Origin of the sequence: Streptococcus mitis SK575, assembly GCF_000257865.1 — a bacterium.
Classification (GTDB): domain Bacteria; phylum Bacillota; class Bacilli; order Lactobacillales; family Streptococcaceae; genus Streptococcus; species Streptococcus mitis_CQ.
This window is the reverse complement of the sequence record NZ_AICU01000045.1, coordinates 1-13,100: the sequence shown is the minus strand read 5'-3', so window position 1 is coordinate 13,100 and position 13,100 is coordinate 1. Positions and strand designations below refer to the sequence as shown.

Annotated in this window: 9 protein-coding genes; 1 reads left to right on the top strand and 8 read right to left on the bottom strand. The window is 42.1% G+C overall.

What is annotated here, in order from left to right; translation table 11 throughout:
* Positions 1-145: 145 nt before the first annotated feature.
* From HMPREF1048_RS06180 to argR, 8 genes are all read right to left on the bottom strand, one after another.
* Positions 146-580, bottom strand: coding sequence for a cytidine deaminase family protein (locus tag HMPREF1048_RS06180; protein WP_000355897.1), 435 nt, complete (start codon positions 578-580; stop codon positions 146-148).
* A 13-nt stretch (positions 581-593) separates the two neighbouring features.
* Complete coding sequence (gltX, locus tag HMPREF1048_RS06175) at positions 594-2,054, bottom strand: glutamate--tRNA ligase (RefSeq protein WP_000031051.1); 1,461 nt, start codon at positions 2,052-2,054, stop codon at positions 594-596.
* Between the two features lie 128 nt (positions 2,055-2,182).
* On the bottom strand, positions 2,183-3,532 hold the full coding sequence (locus tag HMPREF1048_RS06170) for a glucose-6-phosphate isomerase (protein ID WP_000018269.1): 1,350 nt from the start codon (positions 3,530-3,532) through the stop codon (positions 2,183-2,185).
* A 170-nt stretch (positions 3,533-3,702) separates the two neighbouring features.
* Positions 3,703-4,392 (bottom strand): gamma-glutamyl-gamma-aminobutyrate hydrolase family protein, encoded by a 690-nt coding sequence (locus tag HMPREF1048_RS06160; RefSeq protein ID WP_000124770.1) that lies wholly within the window; start codon positions 4,390-4,392, stop codon positions 3,703-3,705.
* A gap of 138 nt (positions 4,393-4,530) precedes the next feature.
* On the bottom strand, positions 4,531-6,297 hold the full coding sequence (gene patB / locus HMPREF1048_RS06155) for a multidrug efflux ABC transporter subunit PatB (RefSeq protein ID WP_000859873.1): 1,767 nt from the start codon (positions 6,295-6,297) through the stop codon (positions 4,531-4,533).
* A 1-nt stretch (position 6,298) separates the two neighbouring features.
* Positions 6,299-8,005 (bottom strand): multidrug efflux ABC transporter subunit PatA, encoded by a 1,707-nt coding sequence (gene patA / locus HMPREF1048_RS06150; RefSeq protein WP_000908162.1) that lies wholly within the window; start codon positions 8,003-8,005, stop codon positions 6,299-6,301.
* 145 nt (positions 8,006-8,150) lie between these two features.
* Entirely contained in the window at positions 8,151-10,685 is a 2,535-nt protein-coding gene (gene mutS, locus HMPREF1048_RS06145) for a DNA mismatch repair protein MutS (protein ID WP_000179939.1), read from the bottom strand.
* Positions 10,686-10,735: 50 nt separating this feature from the next.
* Positions 10,736-11,182, bottom strand: coding sequence for an arginine repressor (gene argR, locus HMPREF1048_RS06140; RefSeq protein WP_001231476.1), 447 nt, complete (start codon positions 11,180-11,182; stop codon positions 10,736-10,738).
* A gap of 134 nt (positions 11,183-11,316) precedes the next feature.
* On the opposite strand from argR, the gene argS reads away from it, so the two are divergent.
* A complete protein-coding gene (gene argS / locus HMPREF1048_RS06135; RefSeq protein ID WP_001092707.1) occupies positions 11,317-13,008 on the top strand; it encodes an arginine--tRNA ligase in 1,692 nt (563 codons plus the stop codon).
* Positions 13,009-13,100: the final 92 nt, after the last annotated feature.

Genomic DNA, 13,100 nt, shown 5'->3' with positions numbered 1-13,100 from the left:
AGAGTTGTTATTTTCAACTCTTACTATTATACCGACTTTTTATTTTTTGTCAACACTTTTTTTAACTTTTTTACAAATCTTTCAATTCTTTTCAAGTACAGTTTTTCAAATTATAGTAAAAAGAGCCAGAATTGTACTGACTCTTCTATTGTTCATTAAACTTAGAAGCACGTTCTTCTCCCCACCAATAGGGGATTAGTTCTGCGACTTTCACTGTCTTTCTTGTATCGTAGTCCATCATGAATTCTGCATCTTTATTTTCAGCGTTCATCTCTAAGAGGAATTCTCTGCAAGCACCACAGGGCATTCCTGAACTTCCACCATAAGGTGGTTTATCTCGAAAGGCTAATACTTTCTTAACCTTAGTTTGTCCTGAAAATTGATACATATTAAAGAGTGCCGCCCGTTCTGCGCAGAGATGGAAAACACCACAGGTTCCCTCCATACAGAATCCTGTAAATATTTGTCCATCTTCTGCTTCTACTGCGGCTACAACATGGTTGGCATAAACAAAATCCGATACTTCATGTGGATCGTATAGCTTCTGTGCTTCTTCGTACATCTTTTCCCAGATGTCCATTATTATACCCTTCTTACTTAGAGATTTCCTTTAACATATTTTCGATATGCTGGATTGATTTTTCACGTCCAAGCAAGAAAATTGTATCTGGTAATTCTGGTCCATGCATTTCACCTGAAACAGCAATACGAATAGGCATGAAAAGATTTTTCCCTTTAATACCTGTTTCTTTTTGGACTGCTTTAATTTGTGGGAAAATATTTTCTGTCACAAATTCATCATCTGTCATCGCCTCAAGTTTTGCTTTGAAGGCTTCAAGAACTGTTGGGACTGTTTCCCCCGCCATGACTTCGCGCTCTGCTTCTGTCAATTCTGGGAAATCTGAGAAGAAGAGATCTGTCAATGGGATAATCTCATCTACTGATTTCATTTGTGGTTTATAGAGTTCAACTAGTTTTTCAGCTTTGTCAGTTAAACGGTCTGCTTCCTCTAAGAATGGTTTTGCCATTTCAAAGATGGTTTCAAGATCTGCATTCTTGATATAATCATTGCTCATCCAGTCTAGTTTTTTCTGGTCAAAGGCTGCTGGAGACTTGCTCAGGCGGTTTTCATCGAAAAGTTTAATGAGTTCTTCACGAGAGAAAATCTCATCTTCTCCACCTGGGTTCCAACCAAGAAGAGCAATAAAGTTGAAGACTGCTTCTGGAAGGTAACCTTTCTTTCGGTAATCTTCGATAAATTGAAGTGTATTAGTATCACGTTTAGATAACTTCTTACCAGTCTCAGAGTTGATAATCAAGGTCATGTGACCAAACTCTGGAGCTTCCCAACCAAGTGCTTCATAAACCATGAGCTGTTTTGGTGTATTAGCAATGTGGTCGTCTCCACGGATTACGTGAGAAATTTGCATATCATGGTCATCGATGACAACGGCAAAGTTGTATGTTGGGTAACCGTCTTTCTTTTGGATAACCCAATCACCACCGATATTGCCACCTTCAAATTCGATATCGCCTTTGACCATATCATGCCACTTGTAGATACCTGACTCATTGACAGCCAAACGAACAGTTGGGATGATCCCTGCTGCTTCACGTTCTGCGATGTAAGCTGCTTTTTCTTCTTCACTCATACCAAGGTATTCATTGATGTAGCGTGGTGTTTCGCCAGCTGCTTCTTGGCGTTCGCGTTCAGCTGCTAACTCTTCTTCTGTAATGTAAGATTTGTAGGCTTTTCCTTCAGCTAATAGTTGGTCTATATATTTTTGATACAAGTCCAAACGTTCAGACTGGCGATAATTTTCATGTGTTTCTGGACTTTCATCCCAATCCATTCCTAACCAACGAAGGTTTTCAAGCTGTGAACGTTCACCATCCTCGACATGACGTTTACGGTCAGTATCTTCTATACGAATAATAAAAGTTCCACCATGATGACGTGCATACAAGTAGTTGAACAATGCTGTACGGGCATTCCCGATGTGTAGTAGTCCTGTTGGACTTGGTGCGTAACGTACGCGGATATCTTTTGACATAGTTTCTCCTATAAAGTCTCTAGGCGTCTGCCTTTCTGCTCTCTATATTATATCACAAGTCTTGGCTGAGTCCAATTTCTATGGATAAAGAGAGTAAAAAGAGTGGACAAACCACTCTTTTCTTCTATTTATAGACGTGCGTTAAGTTCTTTGCTCAATTCTTCAAATCCTGGTTTTCCAAGAAGGGCAAACATGTTACGTTTGTAAGCTTCAACACCTGGTTGGTCAAATGGGTTGATAGCATTCAAGTAACCTGAAAGGGCAATTGCCAATTCGAAAAAGTAGATTGTGTAACCAAGAGTGAAAGCATCTTGCTCTGGAAGAGTCACGTACATGTTTGGTACATCACCATCTGTGTGGGCAAGAAGAACACCGTCAGTTGCTTTTTTATTTACAAAATCAACGTCTTTTCCTTGAAGGTAACCAAGTCCATCAAGATCTTCTTCCAAAGTAGGGATAATCACGTTCTTACGAGGTTTGTCAACACGGACAACTGTTTCAAACATGATACGTGTTCCTTCTTGGATAAATTGACCAAGTGAGTGCAAGTCAGTTGAGAAGTTTGCTGAAGTTGGGTAGATACCTTTTTGGTCTTTCCCTTCTGATTCACCAGCCAATTGTTTCCACCATTCTGAGAAGTATTGAAGTGATGGCTCATAGTTTACCAAGATTTCAGTTGCATAGCCTTTACGGTAAAGGATGTTACGAACTGCTGCGTATTGGTAAGCTTCGTTTTCAGAAATTTTATCTGAAGTGTAGTCTTTGCGAGCTGCGTTAGCGCCTTCCATAAGAGCTTTGATATCAGCTCCTGATGCTGCGATTGGAAGCAAACCAACTGCTGTCAATACTGAGAAGCGTCCACCGATGTCGTCTGGAACAACAAATGTTTCCCAACCGTTAGCGTCTGCTTCAACTTTAACAGCACCTTTTTGGCGGTCAGTTGTTGCATAGATACGTTTGTTGGCTTCTTCTTGACCGTATTTCTTAACCAAAAGTTCTTTGAAGACACGGAAAGCAATCGCTGGTTCAGTTGTTGTACCTGATTTAGAAATCACGTTTACTGAGAAATCTTTATCAGCTACGTACTCTACCAAGTCAGCAAGGTAAGTAGATGAGATTGAGTTTCCTGCGTAAAGGATTTGTGGAGCCTTGCGTTCTTCTTTTGTTTGCAAGTTTGCAAAGTGGTGGTTCAAGAAGTCGATTGCTGCTTTGGCACCAAGGTAAGATCCACCGATACCGATCACAACCAAAACATCGCTGTCTGATTTGATTTGCTCAGCAGCTTTCAAGATGCGGTCAAATTCTTCGCGGTCGTAGTTTTCAGGAAGGTCCAACCATCCCAAGAAGTCGCTACCAGCACCAGTTCCTTTACGGATCAATTCATCTGCTGCTGTTACTTGTGATTGCATGTATTCCACTTCATGTGGTGCAACAAATTTGTCTAAAACTTTTGAATAATCAAATTTAATATGTGACATGTTATTCCTCCAATATTTCTTCTTTTCTATCATAACGCTTACCTTCGTTTTTTTCAAGTTTTTTTGTCGAATTTCTCCAATTTTTATCAGAATTCAAACGTTTGCGTAAAAATCTCATATTCCAAAAAATTTGAAAAAATAAAAGAAAGAACGACCAGATGTTCCAGTCGTTACAGTTCATTCAATAAATACTCAAATAATTCTAAATTACCATCTTCTTCATTAACCAGAAACTCTGGATGCCACTGCAAACCAATAATGCGGTGTTCATCAATAGACTCAATAGCTTCGATGGTCTGGTCTCTTGGATCAATAGCAGTTACACGGAAATTAGGTGCCAAATCTTTAATGCTTTGACGATGGACGGAGTTGACCTGACTTTCTTTCCCAAATAGCTTAGCCACCACGCTTCCCTCCACTGTCTCAATAGAGTGAGAAGTTCCAAAAGGTAGGCCTTGCCAATGACCTTCGATTTCTTGATTGAGGGTTCCACCAAAGGCAACATTGACAAGTTGAACACCGCGACAGATTGCCATAATTGGCTTATTCTGACGGAGCGCTTCTTTCAAGAGAGCCAGTTCAAACTCATCACGTACTAGATTGTAATCATCACTCTCGATAGTCTTTTTCTCTCCATAAAACTGAGGATGGACATTTTGACCGCCTGTCAAGATAAGTTTGTCAATCATTTCCACATAATCGCGTACAACTGACTCATCACCAACAGGAATGACTAAAGGGAGACCACCGACTTGACGAATGCTCTCTGCGAATCTACAAGATACAGATGAATGAATGTTTTTGCCTTCTGCGTCTACGGGACATAGATTTGCAGCAACTCCTACAACCGTTCTAGCCATGATGTCTCTCCTTTCGAATATTAACGATAGTCCTATCATATCACTCAAAATGACTTTCGTCTAATATGTTTTTTTTAAGGCCGTGATAAATATTTTTTATAGACAAGAAAAAGCTGCCCGAATAGGACAACTTTTTTCTTATTCAAAGACAAATTGATTGTGATAGAGTTCTGAGTAAAATCCACCTAACTTCAAGAGTTCATGGTGGTTACCACGTTCAATGACTTCTCCATCTTTGAGGACAATAATCTGGTCTGCATTGAGGATGGTCTTCAAACGATGGGCAATGACGAAACTGGTTCTGCCTGCTACAACCGCCTCCATGGCATGCTGAATCTTACTTTCTGTCACCGTATCTACGTTTGAAGTTGCTTCATCTAGAATGAGAACTTCTGGATCTGTCATCAGGGTTCGAGCGATGGAAATCAATTGTTTCTGCCCTGTTGAGAAGATGCTCTGGTCATCATCGATAAGAGTATCGTACTTATCAGGTAAGCTTTCGATATAGTCGTGAATGTGGGTTGCCTTGGCTGCTGCCTCAACCATTTCTTGACTGGCATCTGGCACACCAAAACGGATATTGTCTCGAATCGTTCCGCTAAACAAGACCGAATCCTGCAAGACAATCCCCACCTTGCTTCTGAGACTATCCAAGTCATAGTCACGAATGTCTTTGCCATCAAAATAGATTCCACCAGCATCAACATCATAAAAGCGATTGATGAGGTTCATAATAGTAGTTTTTCCTGAACCCGTCGGACCAACAACTGCAGTCATCTGGCCTTTAGGTGCAGAAATGCTAACATCTTTCAAAATAGGTTTATCAGGCAAGTATGAAAAATCAATATGACTGATTTCAACACCTTCTTGCAACTTAGTAAAGGTCGGAGCCTTTTCAGGACGAATTTCTTCTTCAGCATCAAACATTTCCTGAATCCGTTCAGCACCTGTAAAGGCTAACTGAAGGCTTCCCCAACTAGCTGCAACTTGGATAATAGGCTGGTAGTATTGCTGAGAAAATTGGGCAAACATAACAATCAGACCTAGGGCTGTACTTGTTTCAATGGACTTATCATTCAAAAGTACAGCTGAACCAGCAAAGATGACGATGGCTGTATTAACCAGACTCATCCCATTCATGACGGGAAACAGAATTCCTGAGAACATTCTTCCTTTAAAGGTTGCCTTACGTACGCGCTCATTTTGTTCAAGAAATCCTGCCATCATATCCTCTTGAATTCCTTGCACAATCACGGCTTTTTGGCCTGAGATACTCTCATCCATATAGGCGTTGAGCTTCCCTACCTCTTTTTGCTGGAGATTGGTATATTTGCGTGCCATTTTTACGATGAAAATCAGCATGAGGAAGGCAACTGGTGTGCTGGCAATGGTGATGAGGGCCAGCGTCACATTTCTCGAAAACATGACGAGAATCAGACCAATGTATAAAACAATATTGCTCATGACCTGAATCAAGCTTTCGTTAAAAGCTTGGAGGATATTATCCAAATCACTGGTAAAACGAGACAAGATATCGCCATCTTGTCGGCGGTCAAAGAAAGAAACCGTCAAGCGAGCAAGCTTACCGAAGAGGCCTTTGCGCATCTCGTTGGTCGATTCTGCAATCACGCGCGTCATGAGACACATGTATATCACACTAGAGATAAATAGAACCAAAACCAGCAGGCCAAGATTGACCATGATTCCTGATAGGCTTTGCCAAACAAGTTCTGGATTTCCATCTTGATAAGCTTGAACTAAATTAGCTAACTGCGTCACTGCTTGTCCAGAAAAGACTGGAAAGAGGGCTTGGGCAAGAGTCGCCAGAACAATCATCAGAATGACAACTACAAATGATAGCTTATAGACTTTAAAATAATGCCAAAAGAACTGAACTGTCTTCATTTTACTCCTCCTTTCCTTTCTGTGTTTCGTAGATTTCACGGTAAACAGCATTATTGGCAACCAAGTCCGCGTGCGTCCCTTGACCAATCAATCGCCCTTGATCTAGAACCAAGATTTTATCTGCATGGACAACCGAGCTAATCTTTTGAGCGATGATAATGGTTGTCGTCCCCTTTAATTCCTTATTCAAGGCTTCTTGCACCAGGCGCTCTGACTTAGCATCTAAGGCTGAGGTCGAATCATCAAAAATCAGAATACGTGGATTGCTGACAATCCCACGAGCAATCGACATCCTTTGCTTTTGTCCACCTGAGAAATTGGTTCCCCGTTCCTCAACTGGACTTTCAAAGATTTTCTCCATACGATGAATGAATTCACTAGCCTGAGCAATATTAGCTGCGCGTTCCATTTCAAATAGAGTAGCATCTCCCTTACCCTGTCTCAAGTTATCTGCAATCGTTCCACTGAAAAGAATGGCACGTTGAAGAACGATAGAAACTGTTTTACGCAGGGTTCCTTCACTCACTTCTCGAATATCCTTCCCTCCGATTTTGATGGCCCCTTCCTGTGGGTCAAAGAGACGTGGAATCAATTGAGCCAAGGTTGATTTTCCTGCACCAGTGGCTCCAACTACACCAACCATCTGACCAGGTTCAATAGTAAAGCTCACATCTTTCAGCATCGGTTCCTTGTCCATTGGATAGGTAAAGGTCACATTTTCAAAGCTAAGACTTCCGACCAACTCTTCATCTGGGACATCCTTGAAGGTCATGGCTGGCTCTGCATCAAGAATTTCTCGAATACGACGCATAGAAATCATAGCACGACTGACAGAATTTCCCAAAAATCCAACCATGACAATGGTAAAAATAATCTGGCTTAGGTAATTGACAAAGGAAGCAATGGAGCCAACAACTGACGGATCCGACTGAACCATCCCTGCAACTAGCCAAATAGAGAGAAATACCGCCCCATAACCGACCAACATCATGAAAGGTTCCACTACTGAAAAGGCATAACCGATGTAAAGATTTTGACCGAGTAGCTCGTCTGAAACCTCCGTAAACTTAGCAAACTGCTCTTTTTCTTGGACAAAGGACTTGACCACACGAACACCGCGCAGATTTTCCTTGGCAATGGCATTGATGCGCTCAAGAAGGGTTTGAAATTTGGCAAAACGAGGCCCCATCATTCCCATCATGACAGCAGTCAAACCAAAAATCAAGACTACCATGAGAACAATCACCCACCACAGAGAAGGTAAGGTTTGAACCGCCAAGATAAACGAACCGATGAACAAGAGGGGGAGTCTGAAAAGAATTTGGAAGGTCATCATGACGACGTTCTGAATCTGGTTGATATCATTTGTCATGCGAACGACTAGATTTCCCGCATTAAATTGTTCAATATTGGCATAAGAAAAGGTTTGGATTTTACGGAAGGCATCCTCCCGAAGGTCAGATGAAACTCCTTGGGCAATATAGGCTGCAAGGACAACATTGAGCCCACCAGCAACCAGACCGACCAAGGCCACACCAATCAACCAAGCCCCGATACTATAAATAGCTTCATATTTCCCAGCAAGGAGGGCGTCTAACACTTCCTGCAGATAACGCGGTTGCAGAAGTGAACTAGCAACCATCAAGCCTGTCATCAGAAGCGAAGCTAAGACCTGCCACTTGTAGGTTTTTATTTTCTGAATTAGCATACTTTCTCCTTAAAAAATAGACAAAAGGGAGCGACAATGTGTCAGCTCCTTCTCATTCTGTTTGTGTGATGTTATTCTAGCAAAAAAGTGGGGGATTGTCAAAGAAGTCTCCTTGATACAGCTAGAATGACTAGTAATTTTCTCTTTATAGTTTCTGTTTTAACTCTACTAAGACATTCATAGCCTGCATAGGTGTCATATTGTAAACATCCAGTTTAGACAATTCTGCTAGGATAGGATGCTCTTCTGCTGTATCAAAGAGTGAAATCTGTTCAGTGACGGCACTTGTTTGTCTCATGGGAGCAGGACTTTCTGTTCCTTGACTCTCTAGCTGAGTCAAAATCTTATCCGCCCTTGCTAAAAGGTCTGCTGGCAAACCAGCAATCTTGGCAACATGGATACCGTAGGATTTATCGGCTGGTCCTGGTTCAATCTTGTGAAGGAAGGTAACCTGCCCATCCTGCTCCAAAGTTGCCACGTGGACATTGACCAAGTGTTCCAAGCTAGACTCCAGACTAGTCAACTCATGGTAGTGGGTCGCAAAAAGAGTCTTGGCTCCGATGTGCTCATGGATGTATTCGATGATGGACTGAGCAAGAGCCATACCATCATAAGTTGCAGTTCCCCGTCCCAATTCATCAAAGAGAATCAAGGAATTCTTTGTTGCATGCGAAATGGCATTATTGGCCTCCATCATCTCCACCATGAAGGTTGATTGACCTGAAACCAAGTCATCTGCTGCTCCAATGCGGGTAAAAATCGCATCAAAAATAGGTAAATAGGCACTTTCTGCCGGTACATAGGAACCCATCTGGGCCATTATCGCCGTCATGGCTAACTGACGCATGTAGGTTGACTTCCCACTCATGTTTGGTCCTGTAATCAGTTGAATACTGGTATCTTCTGCCATCTGAATCGTATTGGGAATATAGGTCTGAGCCCCCATGACCTTTTCAACGACAGCATGGCGCCCTTTCTGGATATCAATTTGTGAGTTGTCTCCAAACTCAGGTCGAATCAAATGCTGGGTTTCAGCTACAACCGCCAGACTTTGCAAGACATCAACTGTCGCTATGCCTTGAGCTAAAGCCTGCAAACGCTGGATATACTTGCTGACCTCTTCACGAATGCGCATAAAAATTTCGTACTCTAGATTAGCTGACTTCTCACGCGCCTCCAGCATATCTCCCTCGATACGGGCTAATTCTTCGGTTCCAAAACGTTCTGAGTTTTTCAGCGTCGCCTTGCGGAAAAAGTGGGCTGGCACATTCCCCAGTTGTGAATTGGTCACATGGAAATAGTAGCCATCCTTCTTATTGTAGTCAATCTTGAGCGTGCTGATACCAGAATTTTCTCGCTCCTTAGCCTCAATCTCAGCAATCCAACCGGTCCCTTCTCTGAGCACACGACGGTACTTGTCTAAAGTCTCATCGAATCCAGTCCGGATAATACCCCCATCTGTAATCACATGAGGAGCTTCAGGAGCAATCGCTGCGCTAATCAAACTCTCCAACTCAGGGATTCCATCCAGTTGTGCGATAAGATAGGCTAGAGCAGGTTGCTCCATTCCCTCTAAAATCGCACGAATCCGTGGCACACTAGACAAGGTGGTCGCCAGCTGCAAGAGGTCCTTGGGATTGGTCTTGCCAAAAGAAACCCGACTAGCCAAGCGTTCGATATCATAAACACCTTTGAGACTATCCGTTAAATCACTGCGCTCAAAGAAGTGGTCAAGAAAGACCTGCACCACCTCTTGACGTTGGACGATTCGCTCCTTGTCAATCAAGGGACGATGGATCCAAGAACGCAAGAGCCGCATACCCATAGCTGTTTTGGTTTCATCCAAAAGCCAGAAAAGACTGCCTTGCTTCTTGCCTGAACGGGCATTCTCAACCAAATCCAGACTAGCCTTGGTCGCATAATCCATCTGCAAGAAATCTTTGATTTCATAGCGGATAACAGGCTTGAGGTGGTTCAATTCCCTCATCTGAGTCCGATGAACATACTGGAGTAGCTTACTAGATGCCTCTTGCTCCACAGTTGCCAATCGTGAATCTAGTAAATGAAGGTCTTCAAAGCCTTCTTTTTCATAGGAAAGCACCAGATTCATCTGACGACTGAGGATTTGTTCCTCTTCCTCAGACAAGTCATAGCCCAGCACCACTTCTCGCGCCTTGAGATTACGGATTTCCCCACAAACCAGCGTGAAATCCAAAAGACCTGTCACATAAAAGTCACCCGTCACTAGATCCATATAAGCTAGGCCAAATTGACTACCATCACGATCTATAGCAACCAAGAAGTTATTCTGACTGTCCGGCTTACTGCTATCGACCACTGTCCCTGGCGTAATGACCTGAACAACCTCTCGTTTTACAACCCCAACTGCTTGTTTAGGATCTTCCATCTGTTCAGCAATGGCTACCTTATAGCCCTGCTCAATCAAGACATCGATATACTGTTGGGCAGAATGATAGGGAACACCCGCCATAGGAATCGGATTGTCGGCATTCTTGTTGCGACTCGTTAAGGAAATTTCCAGAATTTGCGCAGCATTGACCGCATCCTCATAAAACAATTCATAAAAATCACCCATCCGAAAGAGCAAAAAAGCATCTGGATATTGCTTTTTAATATCCACATACTGTTGCATGCCGGGTGATAGCTTCTCTGTCGCCATTTTCCGTCTCTCCTTGTCAAAAATAAGTCTTGAGAGCAACTCCCAAGACCTTACTTATCTTTCATCAAATCTAGCAAACGATCTTCCATGAGTTTGGCAACGTGCTGGTCTCGACAAATGACCAATAAGGTATTGGCACCAGCAACTGTTCCTAAAATCCATTCATCCTTGTTTGCATCTACAATATTTGCCAAGACAGAAGCTTCTCCCAGTTTGGTATGAAGCACCAAGGTAAACTCTGCTCTTGCAACACCTTCTAAATGATGAGACAAAAATTCCACCAAATCAATCTTTTCTGTCTCATTTGCTAGTACATAATACACCATATCATTTTTCTTGACCTTGGTCAAGCCGATTTCGCGCAAATCACGAGACAGGGTTGTCTGCGTCACAAAAACATTATGCGCCTCCAACCGATCTTGAATTTCTTTTTGTGTACTTAATTTCTCCTCAGTAATCATTTTTTTTATTAACTGATGACGATCTCTTTTTCTCATAAAATCCTCTTATGTGAATATTTATAACTATTTTTATAACTATATTATACCAAAAAAATAGGAGATTTCAAAAATTTTTTCTTCTTTCTTTAAAATTGTGATAAAATAGTAGAAAAGTCCAAAAGGAGCTCTTAATGAATACAAAAGAATTGATTGCTAGCGAATTGGCTAGCATCATTGATAGCCTGGACCAAGAGGCTATTTTAAATTTACTGGAAACCCCTAAAAACTCAGAAATGGGAGACATCGCTTTCCCTGCTTTTTCACTTGCAAAAGTCGAACGTAAAGCACCTCAAATGATTGCGGCTGAACTGGCTGAAAAAATTAATAGCCAAGCCTTTGAAAAGGTTGTCGCAACAGGACCTTACGTTAACTTTTTCCTTGATAAATCTGCCATCTCTGCTCAAGTATTGAAAGCGGTTATCACTGAAAAAGAACACTATGCTGATCAAAACATTGGCAAACAAGAAAATGTTGTGATCGATATGTCTAGTCCCAATATCGCTAAACCATTCTCTATTGGTCACCTGCGCTCAACTGTCATCGGAGATAGCTTATCACATATTTTCCAAAAAATCGGTTATCAAACAGTCAAGGTCAACCATTTGGGAGACTGGGGTAAACAGTTTGGGATGTTGATTGTTGCCTACAAAAAATGGGGTGACGAAGAAGCTGTAAAAGCTCATCCAATTGATGAACTTCTTAAACTCTATGTCCGCATCAACGCTGAAGCTGAAAATGACCCTAGCTTGGATGAAGAAGCACGCGAATGGTTCCGTAAACTTGAAAATGGCGACGAGGAAGCTCTCGCTCTTTGGCAATGGTTCCGTGATGAAAGTTTAGTGGAATTTAACCGCCTTTACAATGAATTGCAAGTCGAATTTGACAGCTACAACGGAGAGGCTTTCTACAACGATAAGATGGATGCAGTTGTAGACATTCTTTCTGAAAAAGGACTTCTTGTTGAGTCAGAAGGTGCCCAAGTTGTGAATCTTGAGAAATATGGAATTGAACATCCAGCCCTTATCAAGAAATCTGATGGAGCAACTCTCTATATCACTCGTGACTTGGCTGCAGCCCTTTACCGTAAAAACGAATACCAATTTGCTAAATCTATCTACGTCGTTGGTCAAGAGCAATCTGCCCACTTTAAACAACTCAAAGCTGTTTTGCAAGAGATGGGCTACGACTGGAGTGACGACATTACTCACGTTCCTTTTGGTTTGGTTACAAAAGAAGGTAAGAAACTCTCTACGCGTAAAGGGAATGTCATCTTACTAGAACCTACAGTCGCAGAGGCAGTTAGCCGTGCCAAGGCCCAAATCGAAGCTAAAAATCCTGAACTAGAAAACAAAGACCAGGTAGCGCATGCTGTTGGGGTTGGAGCCATTAAATTCTATGACCTCAAGACTGACCGTACAAATGGATACGATTTCGACCTAGAGGCTATGGTATCCTTCGAGGGGGAAACTGGACCTTATGTTCAATATGCCTACGCTCGTATCCAATCTATCTTACGTAAAGCAGACTTCAAACCAGAAACAGCCGGCAACTATAGCTTGAATGATGCTGAAAGCTGGGAAATCATCAAACTCATCCAAGACTTCCCACGTATTATCAACCGTGCGGCGGATAACTTTGAACCTTCTATCGTTGCTAAATTTGCAATTAGTCTGGCTCAAGCCTTTAACAAATACTATGCACATACACGTATCCTAGACGAAAATTCTGAGCGCGACAGCCGTCTAGCCCTCAGCTACGCAACCGCAATCGTTCTCAAAGAAGCCCTTCGCTTGCTTGGAGTAGAAGCGCCAGAGAAGATGTGATTCAGTACTAACAATTGGAACTAAAGTTCCTAATTGTTAGACGCTAGCCGCTTATATGCGGACTAGCTAACTGCTTCACTAGTAAAGAAGAG